Annotated in this window: 15 protein-coding genes and 1 pseudogene; 8 read left to right on the forward strand and 8 right to left on the reverse strand. The window is 71.7% G+C overall.

The window, feature by feature from the left end; genetic code table 11:
* Window positions 1–51: 51 nt before the first annotated feature.
* Entirely contained in the window at window positions 52–459 is a 408-nt protein-coding gene (locus ABD241_RS15595) for a transferase (RefSeq protein WP_344064575.1), read from the forward strand.
* A gap of 80 nt (window positions 460–539) precedes the next feature.
* On the opposite strand, the gene ABD241_RS15600 is transcribed toward ABD241_RS15595, so the two are convergent.
* The gene (locus ABD241_RS15600) at window positions 540–1,613 is read right to left on the reverse strand and encodes a response regulator transcription factor (RefSeq protein ID WP_344064578.1); all 1,074 of its coding nucleotides are present in this window, start codon (window positions 1,611–1,613) and stop codon (window positions 540–542) included.
* Between the two features lie 72 nt (window positions 1,614–1,685).
* Between ABD241_RS15600 and ABD241_RS15605 the strand changes: the two genes are divergently transcribed.
* Window positions 1,686–2,198, forward strand: a complete 513-nt coding sequence (locus ABD241_RS15605; protein ID WP_344064582.1) for a cupin domain-containing protein — start codon at window positions 1,686–1,688, stop codon at window positions 2,196–2,198.
* Between the two features lie 18 nt (window positions 2,199–2,216).
* On the opposite strand, the gene ABD241_RS15610 is transcribed toward ABD241_RS15605, so the two are convergent.
* Window positions 2,217–3,599, reverse strand: a complete 1,383-nt coding sequence (locus ABD241_RS15610; protein ID WP_344064585.1) for an NAD-dependent malic enzyme — start codon at window positions 3,597–3,599, stop codon at window positions 2,217–2,219.
* A gap of 479 nt (window positions 3,600–4,078) precedes the next feature.
* On the opposite strand from ABD241_RS15610, the gene ABD241_RS15615 reads away from it, so the two are divergent.
* Together ABD241_RS15615 and ABD241_RS15620 are read left to right on the forward strand one after the other, a co-directional pair.
* The gene (locus ABD241_RS15615) at window positions 4,079–4,699 is read left to right on the forward strand and encodes a polysaccharide deacetylase family protein (protein ID WP_344064588.1); all 621 of its coding nucleotides are present in this window, start codon (window positions 4,079–4,081) and stop codon (window positions 4,697–4,699) included.
* Window positions 4,700–4,775: 76 nt separating this feature from the next.
* Window positions 4,776–7,889 (forward strand): DEAD/DEAH box helicase, encoded by a 3,114-nt coding sequence (locus ABD241_RS15620; RefSeq protein WP_344064591.1) that lies wholly within the window; start codon window positions 4,776–4,778, stop codon window positions 7,887–7,889.
* Between the two features lie 206 nt (window positions 7,890–8,095).
* On the opposite strand, the gene ABD241_RS15625 is transcribed toward ABD241_RS15620, so the two are convergent.
* The 4 genes from ABD241_RS15625 to ABD241_RS15640 form a co-directional block, all read right to left on the reverse strand.
* Window positions 8,096–10,270 (reverse strand): PP2C family protein-serine/threonine phosphatase, encoded by a 2,175-nt coding sequence (locus ABD241_RS15625; RefSeq protein ID WP_344064594.1) that lies wholly within the window; start codon window positions 10,268–10,270, stop codon window positions 8,096–8,098.
* Window positions 10,271–10,614: 344 nt separating this feature from the next.
* Window positions 10,615–10,857: a hypothetical protein gene (locus ABD241_RS15630; protein ID WP_344064597.1), complete on the reverse strand. Its 243-nt coding sequence runs from the start codon at window positions 10,855–10,857 to the stop codon at window positions 10,615–10,617.
* On the reverse strand, window positions 10,854–11,528 hold the full coding sequence (locus tag ABD241_RS15635; protein WP_344064600.1) for an RNA polymerase sigma factor: 675 nt from the start codon (window positions 11,526–11,528) through the stop codon (window positions 10,854–10,856). The genes ABD241_RS15630 and ABD241_RS15635 overlap by 4 nt, the downstream gene beginning before the upstream one ends.
* Window positions 11,529–11,587: 59 nt before the next feature.
* Window positions 11,588–11,890, reverse strand: a complete 303-nt coding sequence (locus tag ABD241_RS15640; protein WP_344064603.1) for a hypothetical protein — start codon at window positions 11,888–11,890, stop codon at window positions 11,588–11,590.
* A gap of 198 nt (window positions 11,891–12,088) precedes the next feature.
* On the opposite strand from ABD241_RS15640, the gene ABD241_RS15645 reads away from it, so the two are divergent.
* The 3 genes and pseudogenes from ABD241_RS15645 to ABD241_RS15655 form a co-directional block, all read left to right on the forward strand.
* Window positions 12,089–12,430, forward strand: a complete 342-nt coding sequence (locus ABD241_RS15645) for a hypothetical protein (RefSeq protein WP_344064606.1) — start codon at window positions 12,089–12,091, stop codon at window positions 12,428–12,430.
* The gene (locus ABD241_RS15650) at window positions 12,427–12,696 is read left to right on the forward strand and encodes a hypothetical protein (RefSeq protein WP_344064609.1); all 270 of its coding nucleotides are present in this window, start codon (window positions 12,427–12,429) and stop codon (window positions 12,694–12,696) included. The genes ABD241_RS15645 and ABD241_RS15650 overlap by 4 nt, the downstream gene beginning before the upstream one ends.
* A 20-nt stretch (window positions 12,697–12,716) precedes the next feature.
* Window positions 12,717–12,764: pseudogene (locus ABD241_RS15655) on the forward strand (hypothetical protein); the annotation flags it as partial.
* A gap of 65 nt (window positions 12,765–12,829) precedes the next feature.
* On the opposite strand, the gene ABD241_RS15660 reads toward ABD241_RS15655, so the two are convergent.
* A complete protein-coding gene (locus ABD241_RS15660; protein WP_344065347.1) occupies window positions 12,830–13,129 on the reverse strand; it encodes an antibiotic biosynthesis monooxygenase in 300 nt (99 codons plus the stop codon).
* Between the two features lie 283 nt (window positions 13,130–13,412).
* Here ABD241_RS15660 and ABD241_RS15665 point away from each other — a divergent pair, with 283 nt between their 5' ends.
* On the forward strand, window positions 13,413–14,138 hold the full coding sequence (locus tag ABD241_RS15665; protein WP_344064612.1) for an ANTAR domain-containing protein: 726 nt from the start codon (window positions 13,413–13,415) through the stop codon (window positions 14,136–14,138).
* A gap of 234 nt (window positions 14,139–14,372) precedes the next feature.
* Here the strand turns inward: ABD241_RS15665 and ABD241_RS15670 are convergent, their stop codons facing one another.
* On the reverse strand, window positions 14,373–16,109 hold the full coding sequence (locus tag ABD241_RS15670) for a SulP family inorganic anion transporter (RefSeq protein WP_344064615.1): 1,737 nt from the start codon (window positions 16,107–16,109) through the stop codon (window positions 14,373–14,375).
* Between the last annotated feature and the right edge of the window lie 205 nt (window positions 16,110–16,314).

Here is a 16,314-nt window from a genome sequence, read left to right on the forward strand (position 1 = left end):
TGTTACGAGCGCGGGCAGGGTGCCCGCGCTCAAACCCGGAGGGGGTGCACGATGAGGCGCAGGAAGTACGAGGAGTTCGAAGAGGACAACGGCACCATGCTGCGCTACGCCCGCCACGTCAACGGTGGTGGTTTCGTCGAGTCGCACGCCCACGTCGACCCGACGGCATACGTCGGTGAGCACGCCTACGTCGACCGAGGCGCAGTCGTCGGCGAGGGCGCACACATCGCGAGCGGGGCCTGGATCGACCGTGGCGCGGTCGTCCACTCGGGCGCCAGCGTGGGCACCACGGCTCACGTCGCCGCCGGCGCCGTGGTCGGGCGCGAGGCGCGGATCGGTCCGCGAGCCAAGGTCGGCACCGAGGCCCACGTCTGGGACGGGGCGCGCGTCGACAGCGACGAGTCCGTTGCCCAGGGCGCAGTGGTGCGTGCGGGCACCCGCGGACGTCACGCGGCCTGAGAGCCACAGCCGCGGGGCGGCCGGCGAACGGACCGGCTCCCCGGTTGGCGGCGGTGGCGACAGTGGCGGTGGCGACCCGTTCAGGTGTGGCTCACGGCCGCAGAGGAGAGGAAGCCGTCGAAGTAGCGCTCGGCGAAGACCTTCGCCGCCACCTCGGAACGGCTGCGCACACCCAGCTTCGAGCGCACGGCCCGCACGTGGTCGTGCACGGTGTGCGGCGAGATGGTCAGCAGTGCCGCGATCTCCGCGTCGGAGTGGCCACGGCACAGCAGCCTCGTGATCTCCACCTCACGGGGCGTCAGGCCGGCACCCGCGACGACGACCCCGAACAGGTCGGACGGCGACGCGGAGGCGAGCACGATCGCCACCCTGCCGGAGCCCAGCGGGACCCCGTGGGCTGAGAGCCACCGCCCGTCCGCCATGCCGACGACGGTGGAGAAGCTCGGGTCGCGCCGGGCCAGCTCCTTCAGGTGGTCCAGGTGGCGGTACTCCTCCACGTCCGGGTGGGCCAGCTGCTCGAGGTCCTCGGCGCTGCGCCGGCTGGACTCGACCACGTCGTCGCCCTCCACGACGACGACGTGCCGAGTGCCGGCGTCGGACGCGACCCCGACCGAGCGGACCACCGCGTCGCGCACGATGCGTCCGGTGTCGGCCGCCACCCGGTCGAGGGCCTGCTCGTCCGCCCGGGTGAACGGCCCCTCGGACGGGCGGCGCCACAACGAGACGCCCGCCCAGCTCGTCCCGGCGTGCCGCCCGATCACGCGCAGCTCGTCGGCGTAGCCGTACGGCCGCAGCACGCGCTCGGCATAGCCGTCATCGGCTGGATGGCACGAGACCGCCACCGCACCGGCCCCCGTGGCCGCCAGCCGCCGGAAGGTCCGCTCGCTCTCGGACTGCACCTCGAAGCGGAAGAAGGGATGACAGCTGGGAGCCGGGAGCTGGTGCACCGCCCCGGTCGTGAAGAGGGCGGTCCGCGGGTCCATGACCACGATCGCTCCTCCCCGGGCCCCGATCCCCTCGACGAGGACGTCGAGCACCAGAGCGGCGGCATCCGCAGGCGTGGCCTCCGCGCCCAGTCCGCGAGCCGCCCGCGCGAGCCGGGACGACAGGCCGCCCTTCGCGCCCTCACCACGGGCGCGCCGTTCGACGAGCATGTCCCGACCCTACGAGCAGATCCCCGGAATCGGGGATGGTTCGCCTGACGACGCTTCAGCACCGTGGCAGGTATGACGAACCTCGTGACCTCGGAGGCGGCCCACGTGGACCCTTCCAACCTTCCCGTGATCGACCACCTCGACTTCCTCACGCGAGTCCTCCTCCCCGGAGAGGCGACCGGGGGCAGCTTCTCCGTGGTGGAGCAGCGAGCCCGTCTGGGCTGCATGACCCCTCGCCACCTCCACGGCCGGGAGTCGGAGACCTTCATCGTCCTCGACGGCGCCCTCGAGGGGTGGTGCGAGGGTGACACCACCCTGGTCCAGGCCGGCACCGTGCTGCACCTGCCCGCAGGCCGTGAGCACGCCTTTCGGGTCGCCTCCGGCAGCGCCCACTTCTACAACGTGATCAGCCCCGCGGGGTTCGAGACCTTCTTCCCGGCCACCGGCCGTCCGGTGGTCCAGACGTTCGACGGCGAGCTGCCGGTGCCCGGCCCGGTGCCGCCCGAAGCGGCGGCGGTGCTGCAGGGCGTCCTCGCGTCGCTCGGCTGCGAGCTCCTGGGGATGCCGCCCTTCCCCGTCGGCTGACGGCATACGTGCGCGTGGTCAGCCCCCTGCGGCCCGGCGCACCGCGTCGGCCACGGCGGGCGCCACGCTCGCGTCGAAGACGCTGGGGATGATGAAGCTCGCGTTGAGCTCGCTCGGGTGCACCGTGTCCGCGATGGCGCCGGCCGCGGCGACCATCATCGCGTCGGTGATGCCGGAGACGTGCGCGTCGAGCAGGCCGCGGAAGAAGCCGGGGAAGACGAGCACGTTGTTGATCTGGTTCGGGTGGTCCGAGCGCCCGGTGGCGACGACGGCGGCGTGCTCGCTCGCCGCCAGCGGGTCGACCTCGGGGACAGGGTTGGCCAGCGCGAAGACGATCGCGTCCGGGGCCATCGTGGCGATGTCGTCACCGGTCAGCAGGTCGGGTGCGGAGACGCCGATGAAGACGTCGGCCCCGGCAAGGACCTCGCGGAGCGTCCCCGTCTCGTGCCGGGCGTTCGTGTGGTCGGCGATCCACTGGCGGAAGGGCTCCATCACCTCCTCGCCACTGTTGACGGCGCCGGTGCGACCGCACGCCACGATGTCGCGAGCGCCCTGCGTCAGCAGCAGCCGGATGATGGCGTGTCCGGCAGCGCCCACCCCGGAGACGACGATGCGGACCTCCTCGATGGACTTGCCCACGACTCGGAGGGCGTTGGTGAGCGCGGCCAGGACGACGATCGCGGTGCCGTGCTGGTCGTCGTGGAACACCGGGATGTCGAGGAGCTCGCGAAGCCGCGCCTCGATCTCGAAACACCTTGGGGCAGAGATGTCCTCGAGGTTGATGCCGCCGTAGACCGGTGCGATGGCGCGCGCGATCGCGACGATCTCGTCCGTGTCCTGGGTGTCGAGGCACACCGGCCAGGCATCGACTCCCCCGAACTGCTTGAAGAGCGCGGCCTTGCCCTCCATGACCGGCAGCGCCGCGAGCGGGCCGATGTTTCCGAGGCCGAGGACGGCCGACCCGTCGGTGAGGACGGCCACCGTGTTGCGCTTGATCGTCAGGCGGCGGGCGTCCTCGGGGTGCTCCGCGATGGCGCGGCACACGCGGGCGACTCCGGGCGTGTAGGCCCGGGAGAGGTCGTCGCGGTGCTTGAGCGGCACCTTGGGGTTGACCTCGATCTTGCCGCCGAGGTGCAGCAGGAACGTCTGGTCACTGACCTTCCGGACCAGCGCGCCCGGTACCGCCGCGATCGCGTCGGTGATGGCCTGCCCGTGGGACTCGTCCCTCGTGTCGCAGGTGACGTCGACGACGAGTCGGTCGGTCCGGCTCTCGGCCACGTCGAGCGCCGTGAGCGCACCACCGGTCGAGGAGACGGCCGTGGTGAGTGCGGCCGTCGCGTTCGCCGAAGCCGGTACCTCGACGCGGACGGTGATGGAGTACCCGGGACTCGGAATGGCCATGACCGTCCTCTCGCGGAGCTGCACTGCCCGATGGGGCCAGTCTGCACCCGCACCCGTGCGCTGACGGAGCGGTGTCGTCGATCTCATCCCGCACCGACCGACCGCGCACCGATGGCGCCGGGTGTCTCATGGAGACAGGAGGAGTCATGGCCAGAGCCGTGGTCCGGGCGGGAGTCGTGCCGGCAGTCGTCGCCGTCGCTCTCTGGTCGTTGGCCGGCTGCAGCGGGTCTGGCGGACCATCCGCCCCGACGCCCAGCCCTGCCCCGACGAGCACGGCGCAGGCCACGACAGCGCCGGCACCGACGACGGCTCCCGATGGACGCGTTCCGACCCCCACCTCCAGCCTCACCCGAACGCCACCTGACTCGCGCACCAGGACCGCGACCGCACGCCCCTCCCCCGGGACCGGTCCGCCGCTGCCCACGACCACCTCCCGCCCAGGGGCGTGCAGCATCCCGTCACGACTGCTCGGGAAGGACGTGACCACCCTGGGCGCGAGCGGCAGGCTCGTCGCCCTCACGTTCGACGGTGGAGCCGGGAACGAGGCTGCCGCCTCGATCCTCCGGACGTTGGGTCGCGAAGGCGTGCCGGCCTCGTTCTTCCTCACCGGTGAGTTCGTCGACGCCTTCCCGTCGACCGCCAGGACCATCGCGGCCGGCTATCCGATCGGCAACCACAGCTACCACCATCCCGACTTCACCACGCTCTCCGCGACGGCGATCCGGTCCGAGCTCACCACGGCGGCGGCGCGCATCGAGGCCGTCACGGGACAGGACCCGCGGCCGTGGTTCCGCTTCCCGTCCGGGGCAGCAGACAGCCGCTCCATCTCGGTCGTCAACGCCGAGTGCTACGTCCCCTTCCGCTGGACCGTCGACACTCTGGGCTGGAAGGGAACGTCAGGCGGCCAGAGCGCCACGTCCGTCGTCTCACGCGTCCTGGCCGCCGCCCAGCCGGGCGAGATCGTGCTCATGCACCTGGGCGCGAACCCCACGGACCACTCGACACTCGACGCGGACGCCCTTCCCCAGGTCATCGCCGGGCTCCGGTCCCGTGGGTACTCGTTCGTGACGCTCTCCGCCGTGATCGGCTCGGCACCCTAGGCCTCCGGATCGCCGGGCCAGGGTCTCCGGGCCAGGTTGCGGCTCGGGAGGCTCCCGTCCTGGCAAGCTGCCGGCCATGACCGACGACGGGGGCAGCCTGCTGGAAGGCGTCTACGAGAGCTTGATCACCGAGGGGCTGCAGAGGCGGCTCGACCGGGCCCAAGCCGTACTGGCCTCGCAGGCGGTGCCGGACGGCGAGGAGCCGGACATCCTGAGCCGCCACGTCGCCCAGGCCGTCGCACGTGTCCTCCGTGGCGAGCGCCGTCCGGACGTCCGGGTGGAGCTGGTCAACCGGCTGCTCGGCGTCATCGGAGCCGACGAGGACGGCGTGGTCGAGGCGTCGCGACAGCTGCTCTCGGTCTCGTACACCGGCCATCACGGCACGGCTCGGCCGACCGGCCGCCCGGCCACCCCGCTGTCCGACGCGGCGCTGCTCACCAACGCCTCCGGCGAGCCCGGCATCGGCCACGAGCTGCGCGCCGAGATCCCCAGCGCCGACCGCGTCGACGTCGTCATGGCCTTCGTCAAGTGGCACGGCATCCGGGTCATCGAGAGCCAGCTGCGCGACCTCAGGGACCGCGGCGTCCCCTTCCGGCTGATCACCACGACCTACATGGGAGCGACCGAACGCGCCGCCCTGGACCGGCTCGTGACAGAGTTCGGGGCCGAGGCGAGAGTGCAGTACGACTCCCTCCGCACCCGGCTGCACGCCAAGGCGTGGCTCTTCCGCCGCAACACCGGGTTCGACACCGCCTACGTGGGATCCAGCAACCTCTCGCGCGCTGCGCTCCTCGACGGGGTGGAGTGGAACGTGCGGCTCTCGGCCGTCGCCACCCCGGCGCTCATCGAGAAGTTCCAGGCCACCTTCGACAGCTACTGGCACGACGCGACGTTCGAGGCCTACGACCCGCAACGCGACCGTGACCGCCTCGACGACGCGCTCGCCGAGGCCTCCGGTCGCCGCACCCACGACCGTGTCACGCTGTCGCTCTCGGGGCTCGAGGTGCGGCCGTACCCGCACCAGGCCGAGATGCTCGAGCAGCTCGACGTCGAGCGGGTGGTCCACGACCGGCACCGCAACCTCGTCGTCGCCGCCACCGGCACGGGCAAGACCGTCGTCGCCGCCCTCGACTACCGGCGGCTGTCCGATCAGCTCGGCGGCAGGCCGACCCTGCTGTTCGTCGCCCACCGGCGCGAGATCCTCGAGCAGTCCCTGCGGACGTACCGGGAGGTGCTCGCCGACCCCGACTTCGGCGAGCTGTACGTCGGTGGAGCCCGCCCCGAGCGCTGGCGCCACGTCTTCGCCTCGGTCCAGTCGCTCACGGCATACGGCATCGGCAACCTGCCCGAGGACGCCTTCGCGGTGGTGGTGATCGACGAGTTCCACCACGCCGAGGCGCGCACCTACCGCTCCCTCCTCGAGCGCCTGCGCCCCCGTGAGCTCCTCGGCCTGACCGCGACTCCCGAGCGCGGGGACGGAACGGACGTGCGCAGCTTCTTCGGCGGCCGCGTGGCCGCCGAGCTGCGTCTCTGGGACGCCCTGAAGGCGGAGCTGTTGACGCCGTTCCACTACTTCGCCGTCGCCGACGGCACTGACCTTCGCTCGGTCGACTGGACCAACGGGGCGTATGCCGTGCAGAGCCTCTCGCAGGTCTTCACCGGTAACGACGCGCGGGCTCGACTGGTGCTCAAGGCACTTCGCGACAAGGTGCTCGATCTCGATGGCATGCGAGCCCTGTGCTTCTGCGTCAGCCGTGAGCACGCCCACTACATGGCGGAGGTCTTCACCCGGGCCGGGATCCGGTCTGCCGCCGTCCTCGGCGACACCGCACCGCAGGACCGGGACCGCCACGTCGGCGACCTCCGCAGCGGGCGCCTGCAGGCGCTCTTCACCGTCGACGTCTTCAACGAGGGCGTCGACGTGCCGGCGATCAACACCGTGCTCTTCCTGCGCCCGACCGAGAGCTCGACCGTCTTCCTGCAGCAGCTCGGACGTGGCCTGCGACGGGCCCCCGGCAAGGCTGTGCTCACCGCGTTGGACTTCGTCGGGCACCACCGCAAGGAGTTCCGCTTCGACCAGCGGTTCCGCGCCGTCACGGGGGTGACACGCACGCAGCTGCTCCAAGACGTCGAGGCGGGCTTCCCGTTCCTGCCGGCCGGGACGCAGATCGTGCTCGACCGCCTGAGCGAGGAGCTGGTGCTGCGCAACATCCGCGAACGGGTCTCGAGCCGCTGGGCGCAGCTGACGGCCGAGCTGCGCGCGCACCCCACCGGGGACCTCGGCGTCTTCCTGCGTGACTCGGGCAGCGAGCTCGCGGACGTCCTGCGCGATGGTCGCTCCTGGACGCGGCTGCGTCGGGAGGCGGGTGTGGACGCGGCGCCCGCCGGTCCGCGGGAGGAGAAGCTGCTGAGGCGTGTCCGGGTCCTCGCCCACGTCGACGACCCAATGCGTGCCCGCGCCTACGGGTCGTGGCTCTCGGACGACGCCGGGGCCTACGAGGACGCCCCACCCGAGATGCAGGCGTACGCCCGGATGCTGTTCTTCTCGCTCTTCCCCGACGGTGGGGGGTTCGCTTCGTACGACGAGGGACTGCGCGCGCTACGCCTCGAGCGGGCGGTCTGCGAGGACCTGCGGGCCGTGCTCGACCTCGGGCTGCAGGGCGCGGCCCACGTCACCCACCCGCTCGGCGGGACCGATGGCCGCCTCGTCGACCGCCCGCTGCGGGTGCACGGCCGTTACACCAGGGAAGAGGCCGTGGCAGCCCTGGACTACGTGGAGCTGTCCGGCCGCAAGCCCAACAGCTTCCGGGAGGGAGTGCTCTTCTCGGCGGCCGCCAACAGCGACGCGTTCTTCGTGACGCTCAACAAGTCGGAGGCCGACTACTCCCCCACCACGATGTACCGGGACTATGCCATCAGTCCGACCCTGTTCCACTGGGAGTCGCAGTCGGGGACCACCATCGCCTCCAGGACGGGTCAGCGGTACCTCGACCACGAGCGTCTCGGCAGCCACGTGCTGCTCTTCGTGCGCACGGCCAAGACCACTGAGCTGGGCGGCGGCGCGCCCTACCTGTTCCTCGGGCCGGCCTCCTATGTCGAGCACCGGGGCGAGCGGCCCATCGCCATCACGTGGCGACTTCACACCGCCATGCCGGCTGACCACTTCGCGGTGGCCAGCGTGGTCGCGTGACCTGCGGACCGACCTAGTCGCGAGCCGCCGCCGAGACCTGCGCGGGGGCGGACATCATGCGCTCCTCGAGACGCTGCATGAACAGGAGCAGGGCGAAACCGAGCAACGGGGTGGCGAGTGCGAGGACGATCACGATGAGTCTCCGTCGGTAGTGGGCTCTCAGGCCGTTGCTGCCTCTGTCGCACGGCCCGGCCTGACCACTGGGTTCATACCCACGGGGACCCGAAGGCACCCGGTGGTCCCTCTTCGGACCTCGCGACAGAGATCGCGGTGTGCGCCACGTCGTGATCGTCGGGGTCGTCGTGCACTCGGGCGAGCAGCAGGGTCATGTCGTCGTCGTGCGCGATGCTCGTGGCTCGCCGCATCAGGGCGTCGGCGACGACGTCCACGTCGTCCACCCCGTGCCCGGCGAGGTCGCGTAGCGCACGCGTCAGCGCGGACGTGCCGGGCCCGAGCCCTGCCGAACGGTCCTCGACCATGCCGTCGCTGTAGAGGACCAGCAGGCTGTCTGCAGGGACGTCGACGGTGGTCTCGCCCCAGCGCTGGTTGGGCACCCCCAGCGGCGGGGAGCCGGCATCGTCGAGCAGACGCACCGCGCCGGAGGTGGTGAGGAGCAGTGGCGGCGGATGCCCGGCCCTCCCGAGCCGGGCCGTGCGGGCCGTGAGGTCGAGCAACACGTAGACGACGGTCGCGATCTCGTCCGGGTCGAGGTCCTGGGTGACCCGGTCCAGCGCTGCGAGCACCACCCCGGGCGACGGGTCGATCGCCGTCAGCGCCCGGAGCGTCGTCCGCATCTGGCCCATGACCGCGGCTGCATGCAATCCCTTGCCCATGACGTCGCCGACGACGAGTGCAACCTGGTTCTCATCGACCTCCACGCAGTCGTACCAGTCCCCGCTCACTCCTCGGCCGCCCTCGCCCGAGACGTAGCGGGCCGCCAGCGACAGTCCATGCCGTTCGGGCAGACGCGACGGCAGCAGCGACTCCTGCAGGGTCGAGGCCGCGTGCGCCGCCTCCTCGTACGCCTGTGCCCGAGCGACAGCCTGGCCGCCCTGGGCGGCGAGCCCGGCCAGGAGCTCGGACGAGGCGGAGCTCCAGCGGATCGGCTTGGTGTCCCAGACGACCAGCGCGCCGATGGGCTGGCCTCGCACCATCAGGGGCACGCCGGCGAGCGCGGCTGCCCCCGCCATCGGGGTGTTGGCGAGGTCGGGGTACTCGTTGCGGATGTCACCTCCAGTGCCGAGGAAGGTCGACTGACCGGTCAGTGCGGCCCGGGCGGCGGGGAGCGCGGCGAGTGCGTCGACGTCCTGGGCCCACTGCTGCAGGGAAGCGTCGTACCCAGCCGTTCCCAGGGCGTACAGGCGACCCCCGGCCTTGGGCACGACCACGGCCGCTCGGGGTAGGCCCACCATGGCCACGACGTCGGCACACAGCACCGTGGCGACCTCCTGCGGGGTCACCGCCCGAGCAAGGTCCTCGGCGCACCGCAGCAGCTGGCGCGTGCGCGCCAGCGAGGCCCCGAGCTGGGACTCCCGGCGGTCCAGCTCCGCGTTGCTGTAGGCGTCCAGGTCACGCAGCTGACCGAGCACGCTCCACACCAGACCGACCGCCAGCAGGACGTAGGTCGCGCCGCGGAAGGTCAGGCTCGCCCACCACAACGGCGTGTACCGGGCGCCGCCGAGCGCGCCAAGCGCCACCTCGTAGGCACTGAGCGACAGGGCGACGCCGACCCAGGCCCGAAGTGCCGCCGGAAGCCGGCCGAAGCGGACCGCCCAGAGCACCGCGCTACCGCCGACGAGGACCGCAACCACCCACTGCGCGGCCACCAGCAGGGGGGCGTAGCGACCGTCTGCGTCGAGCAGGTGGGGCAACGGGACCGCGTTGATGCCGACCATGGCGGCCACGACCAGACCGACCACCGTCAGCGGCCGCCGCAGGGCTGCCGGGAAGCCGAGCACTCCTGCGACGGCCCCCGCCGCAAGTGCCAGGTGGAAGAGCAGGAACAGTGCTGCATTGCTCTGGTCGCTGGTGTGGAGCAGCCCGCCGCCCGGAGCGACGGTGGGGTGTGAGACGAGCTGCAGCACCAAGGCGGCGAAGGCCACAGCCAGCCCCGTCGTGAACCACTGCAACGCGGGGTCGGTGGGATGCCGTGGGCCGCGCAGCAGCACCAGGAGGGCGAACCCGGCACAGACGGGGGCGATCGCCAGGAGGGCGACCGCGAGGCCCTGGGGCGGCTGGGCACCGGTCAGCAGAGCGGCGAGGTACGCGACGCAGGCCAGCACGGCGCCCGCCAGCATCGCGTACAGGTCGAGGCGACGCACCGGTCTCGGCGTCCGCGGGTCCACTCCCTCGTACACCTTGCGCTCGGCGGTCGATGCCATGCTCCAGCCTTACGTCTTGCCCTACCGGCAACAAGTGCCCAACGGCCCGTGGTCGAGGACCCGGGCCAGAGGCCGCCGGCGGAAGCCTCGTCGCTGGTGTGGGGAGCTGGTCGCTCGGTCTGGTCCCAGGGTGAGAGTCGTTGGACCCCGGCTGCATGGGTCAGGCCACGAAGGCGCCCGACGCTCGTACTGTCGACAACAGCGCCACCGCTCAACTGCCGGGAGAGGGAGCCGGAGCGGTGGCGTACTCATCGTGGTCCGAAGGCGCGGCGCCCCACAAGCGTTCTGTCCAACGTTGCGTGGCCGGGCCGGCGCAGCGGACAGCAGGACTCGTCCGGCGCCGTTCAGCCGGCCTGCAACAGCTCGACCAGGGAACGGGCCTCCTCGTCGCACGCCGGGCAGGCGCTCAGGTGCCGGGCCATGGCCTCGTCGTGGGCAGCGCCGCCGCCGAGAACCACGGCCTCGGCATAGGCGTCCATCCGCTCGAAGCACTCCTCGCAGGACAGCCACGGCGTGGTGTCCCGGAGCAGGGCGTCCACGGACGCCTCGCTGAGCAGTTCCGGAGGTCGCTGGGGTGTCTGGTTCATGAGGTGCCTGCCCTCGGGGTGGTGGGACGTTCGTGGGAGCCTCGGGCCGCGACCTTCGGCGGATGGTCTTGTGGGACAGGGAGATAGCCTCGGGAGGCGAGCTCGCGGCGGAGGCGGACGCGTACGTCGTGCAGGGTCTTGTAGAGCGCGCCGCGGGTGGTCCCCAGGCGTTCGGCGAGCACGTCGATGGGCACGCCGTCCACGAGGAGGGCGACCGCGATGCGTCGTTGGTAGGGGGTGAGCACGCGCCGCATCGCGTCCGCCGCCGCCACTGCGAGGTCGGCTCCCTCCGCACACAGCTCGGGGCTCTCCTGTCCGGGAGCGGGCCGCGCCTCGAGGTCCCGCAGCTCGACCTCCCGGTGCTGCCACTGCAGGCGTCGCACCTCGGTGGCGGCCTGGAGGATCGCGAACTTGAAGGCCCACGTGGTGAAGCGGCTGCGGCCCTGGAAGGTGTGCAGCTTGCCGAGGAGGACGGTGAGGGCCTCGTCGGCCGCCTGGTTCACGACCACGTCGACGGCGCCCGGCGAGGCGTCCGGCAGGGCCGCACGCATCCGCCACACCTGGTGGGCGGCGGCGCGGACCATCAGGGCGTGCAGCTCGCGCAGGGCCATCACCTGCTGGGGACCGGAGCCCGAGAGCGCCGTCACCCAGTCGGTCTCGCGGCCGCTCACGCATCCCTCCGGCGACGAGACGGTGCCGGGTGGCGCCTCACTCCTGCTCACCGAGGCCATCAGGCCGCCCCTGCCCCGGTTGCCCAGTCGATGCCGTCCCGAGGCGCGGGGTGCTCCACCGGCGCGCGGTCGTCGAGCGGGGACAGGATGCGCGCAGCGAGCTCCGGAGGGCAGCCGGCGTCCACGAGCTCCAGCAGGGCGTGGAGGTCCACCCGCATCCGAGCGAGCGAGGCAGCGAGGGCGGAAGGGAAGCCCGCCTCACGCAACCGGCACAGCCGCCACTCGACGACGTCGAGCGGTGGGCCGGCCGACCGGCACGGCGCAGGTCGGGAGGTGGTGGTACGGGGCTGGCGCGTGGTCATGCCCTGTTTGCCGTTCGGGGCGGCCAGGGTCTTACCCGTGGTCGCCCTCTCGCCGGCGCGCGCTGGGGCGCTGAGGCCCTCGGTAAGACCCGGGCCGGCCGGCCGCACTAACACCCCGTCAGCGTCCCACCTGCGAGCCCTCGACGTCCCGGAACCACCTCGATGTCCGGGAACCCCTCGACGTCCCCAGGAGCACCCATGGTCACCATCGGTCACCGTTCGATCGTCAGCACGCAGCAGTCCACGCGAACGAAGAGGGGCGACCCGGCATACCAGGCGTATGCCGTCGGCGTCGTCGAGGTCGTCGCCGGCCTCGTCGTCGCCCTCCACCCCCGCCTCGGCGCCCTCGTCGTGGCCGTCTGGCTCGGCGGCATCATCGTCAACCTGCTGCTCATCCCCGGCTACTACGACGTCGCCCTGCGCGACTTCGGTCTGCTCCTGGCAGCGGTGGCCCTGCAGCGGCTCGCCACCCGCTTCGACCCCCGGCCGACGTTCTGGCCGCTGCGCCGAGCCGCCTCCCGGAAAGGACTCCCCCGGTGACGACGACGAGCCCACAGCCGGACGCGCAGGCACGCCGTCACCGAGCCCGCTTGCCGTGGACCGGTACGGGCGCGGTCATCGACCCGGACCTCGACCGCGCGGCAGCGGGGGCGCGAGTCCTCCTCGAGGCGCTGGGAGTCGACCTCGACAACGAGTCCCTTGCCCGAACCCCGGAACGGATGGCCTCGTCCCTGGCCGAGCTCATGAGCCCACAGCCCTTCCAGATGACAGCGCGCAGCTCGTGCCGGCGGGGGTCGGAGTGGTGATCGAGGCCGAACACCTGTGCATGACCCTGCGAGGGGTCCAGGCGCCGGGATCGACGACCATCACCTCGAGCCTGCTCGGCACGCTGCGTGACGACCCGCGCTCACGCGCCGAGTTCCTGGCACTGACCCGGGCTCAGACCGCCGCTCCTTCGGCCACGACCTCGAAGACGGCGAGTGTCGGCTGGGCACCGACGCCCCGGAACAGCGCCGGCGCAGCGGGCGCATCGGTCGCGGCCCGCATGGCCTCCAATGCCGCCCGGTCGCGCCAGAGGCTCTCCACTCGCCAACGACCCTCTGCGCCGCGCAGCAGCTGGGTCTGGAGAAGCCCGTCGGGCAGCGGCTGGTGGAGGAGGTCCTCGAACGCGGCCACCAGATCAGCTTCACGGTCCTGCGGGACCACTGCAGAAATCACGGTCATGATGTGCTCGTCCACGTTGGCCCTCCCGGTACGACAACGGTCTGCCAGATCATGGTTGCGCGCATACGTCCGTCGCACCGGAGAATCGCGACATCCCCGACGCGGTTCCACGGCCGAGGCCTCGCTGCGGAAGCCACGGCCGCCGAGGCAGGCGCGTCCGCACACGCAAACGTGATCGCAGAGGGCAACGTGACCGCAGCCGTGCCGGAGCTGCTGCACAGCGCTCTGCGGACGGTGACAAACTGGTGTCGTGAGCGGTGCCCGATCCGAGGAGACACACCTGCGCACCGTTGGTGCCATGGGGGCTCACACATCGGGCCGAGTCGCCGCCGACGAGGCCATCGGGCATCTCGCCCGGGCCCTGGCCGAGTCGGACGGGGTCGGGCCCACGATCGACCAGGTCGTCACGCATGCTCTCGTTGCCGTGCCCTGTCAGTGGGCCGTGGCGGCGGTGACCGACCCGGGCAACGGCCGGCCGCCACGGTTCTACTCCACGAGCGACCCGAACCTGCTCGAGGTGGTGACGCAGATCTCTGTCGCCGCGTCGAGCAGTCCGGGGCGGCAGGCTCTCATCGAGAAGTCCATCGTGCACGTGCCGGACCTCGCTTGCGAGACCCGCTTCGGGTCCTACCCCGCCGAGATGCTCGCCCGGACGCCGATCCGCTCGGCGCTCGCACTGGTGCTGCAGCTGGGCGACGAGGAGCTCGGCGTCCTGACCCTGTACGGCTCGACCGCGAACGCGTTCGACGAGGCGGCTCGTGCGCGCGCCGCTCTCCTCGCGGACTTCGCCGCCATCGCCATCGAGACGGGCCTCGCCCGGGACCTGGCCGGACACCTTCAGGTCGCGCTGGGCAGCAGCCGGGTCATCGGGATGGCCATGGGCGTCCTCGTCGAACGGCACCGGCTGACGCCGGAGCAGGCGTTCGAGGTGCTGCGCACCACGAGCCAGAACACCAACCGCAAACTGGCCGATGTCGCCAGCGAGCTGACCCTCACCGGCGAGCTGCCCCACGGGCCGCACTGACCCGCGATACGGGATCGATTTTCCCGAATCAGTCACCTCGGCCCCAAGGTCGTGACAACGTGTTGCCTCAGGCGCCGGGGGGTGCCGCCGCGGATGCGGCCCATGCGTTCAGACCAGCAGCGCGACCGTGGAGGGCGGACGCTGCCGGGCAGGGGCCGGCAGCGTCCGTCGCCCAGCCCCCGTTCGGGCAGATGAACCACGGTGGGTGGGACCGGCTGGGATGCCAGGAGCCGGTCATGTGCTCTCGGCAGCAGGTGGCGCGGTGGGGGCCGTGGCGGCCCCTGTCTCTGCCGAGGTCGCGGTGGAGCCCTCGTCGCACGCGTCCACGGCCGAGGCGACGGTGCCGTGGAAGTGCTCCACGCCGATGAGGTCGGTGAGGTCTACGGCCGCGAGGCGGTCGCGCAGCTCGACGGTGGCGCGAGCGACGTGGAGCTCGATGTTGCGCTCACGCAGCCCGTCGATGACCTCTCGCAGTGCCACCTCGGCGCTGGCGTCGATGTCACTGATGAACGAGGCGTCGAGGACGAGGTGGCGCACCGGTTTCGGCGCGCCGTCGACAGCCGCCCACAGACGGCGTTTGAAGAAGTGGGCGTTGGCGAAGAAGAGCCGGTCCTGGATGCGGTAGACCACCACACTCGCTGTGACGCCGGCATCCGGATGGTCCGCCACGTCGACGTACCGGCCCTCGTCCGAGGACCAGCCGAGAACCGCGTCGGCAGGCCTTGCCGCTCGGCGGATGATGTCGGCCACCGACAGCACGACGGCCACGCCGATCGCCTGCAGCACTCCCACCGCGACGACGCATGCGACCGTGATGCCGGCGATGACGACCTCGACCTTGCTGCTGCGAGCCAGGGCCCGCCACTGGGCAGGGTCGATGAGCTTGCTCGCGGCATACACGATGACGGCGCCCAGCACCGCGGACGGCAGGTACTGAATGGGTCCGGTCAGGAACAGCAGGATGACGGTGATCGTCCCCGCTGCCGCGAGCCCGCTGACCTGGGTGGTGGCCCGCATGTCGTCGTTGACGGCGGTGCGTGAACCGCTGGTACCGACCGGGATCCCTTGCGAGAGACCGGCGGCCAGCTGGGCGACGCCGAAGGCCAGCAGCTCCTGGTTGGCGTCGACCACCTCGTGGTGGCGCGCCGCGAACGAGCGTGCGATGAGAATGGCGTCGGAGAACGCGACCAGGAAGACGGCCAGGGCCGGGAGGGCGAGGGAGACCAGGTCCGAGCCGGAGACGTCCGGAACCCTCAGCCGGGGCAGTCCGCTTGGGACCGGGCCGGTGACGGCCACGTCGTGCTGGGCCAGGTTCAGCGACCAGGAGGCGGCGATGCCCAGGACGACGAGGATGAGCGCGCCGGGAATGCGTTTGTCGATCCGTCCGGCGACGACGAGCAGGGCGAGCGACAACGCCCCGACCACGACGGTGACGGCGTTGGCATCCCCGAGATGGGCGAGGATGTCCACGGCCTCGCGGACCGCGCCCTTCTGGTCGCTCGAGATGCCGACGAGCTTGCCGAGCTGGCCCAGGATCAGCACGATCGCCACCCCGGAGATGTAGCCGACCAGCACCGCCTGCGAGAAGTAGTCGGCGATCCAGCCGATCCTCGCCACCCGAGCGAGGAGGAAGACCGCGCCGACCATGATCGCCAGCATGGCCACGAGCGCGGCGTACTCAGGGCTCCCGGCCGCGGCGAGCGGCCCGATGGCGGTCGCGACGAGCAGCGCGACCGTGCCCTCCGGCCCGACCACGACCCGCGGCGCCGAACCGAGGAAGGCATAGGCGAGAACCGGGAGCAGCAGGGCGTAGAGCCCAGCACTGACCGGAACCCCTGCCAGCCCGGCGTAGGCCATCGACGCCGGTAGGGCCAGGGCGGCGACGGTCACCCCGGCGATGACATCGGTCCGCAGACGGGCACCGGAGTAACCGCTCATCGACCGCGCGAAGGGGACGTAGCGTGTCGTCATCGGAGGGCGGCTCGCCGACGCGAACGCTCGACGTCCCTTGTAGGCCTTGTCGAACGGCTGCACATCCTCACGCAAGCGGACGGCGCCGGTGCCCGTCATCCTCCGGTCCGGATGAGATTGAGAAGCGCCGGCAGGGCGCCGGTGTGGCGGCGAGCGCGAGCGGGCCGCAGTAGTCCTGCATCAGCCGACGTCGCCACCGGCACGA

The sequence above is a fragment of the Terrabacter lapilli genome (assembly GCF_039531305.1).
Classification (GTDB): Bacteria; Actinomycetota; Actinomycetes; order Actinomycetales; family Dermatophilaceae; genus Terrabacter; species Terrabacter lapilli.

Coding starts and splice junctions, on each gene's coding strand:
- ABD241_RS15595 (WP_344064575.1), top strand. CDS start 52: ATGAGGCGCAGGAAGTACGAGGAGTTCGAAGAGGACAACGGCACCATG.
- ABD241_RS15600 (WP_344064578.1), bottom strand. CDS start 1,613: ATGCTCGTCGAACGGCGCGCCCGTGGTGAGGGCGCGAAGGGCGGCCTG.
- ABD241_RS15605 (WP_344064582.1), top strand. CDS start 1,686: ATGACGAACCTCGTGACCTCGGAGGCGGCCCACGTGGACCCTTCCAAC.
- ABD241_RS15610 (WP_344064585.1), bottom strand. CDS start 3,599: ATGGCCATTCCGAGTCCCGGGTACTCCATCACCGTCCGCGTCGAGGTA.
- ABD241_RS15620 (WP_344064591.1), top strand. CDS start 4,776: ATGACCGACGACGGGGGCAGCCTGCTGGAAGGCGTCTACGAGAGCTTG.
- ABD241_RS15625 (WP_344064594.1), bottom strand. CDS start 10,270: ATGGCATCGACCGCCGAGCGCAAGGTGTACGAGGGAGTGGACCCGCGG.
- ABD241_RS15630 (WP_344064597.1), bottom strand. CDS start 10,857: ATGAACCAGACACCCCAGCGACCTCCGGAACTGCTCAGCGAGGCGTCC.
- ABD241_RS15640 (WP_344064603.1), bottom strand. CDS start 11,890: ATGACCACGCGCCAGCCCCGTACCACCACCTCCCGACCTGCGCCGTGC.
- ABD241_RS15645 (WP_344064606.1), top strand. CDS start 12,089: ATGGTCACCATCGGTCACCGTTCGATCGTCAGCACGCAGCAGTCCACG.
- ABD241_RS15665 (WP_344064612.1), top strand. CDS start 13,413: ATGGGGGCTCACACATCGGGCCGAGTCGCCGCCGACGAGGCCATCGGG.
- ABD241_RS15670 (WP_344064615.1), bottom strand. CDS start 16,109: ATGACGACACGCTACGTCCCCTTCGCGCGGTCGATGAGCGGTTACTCC.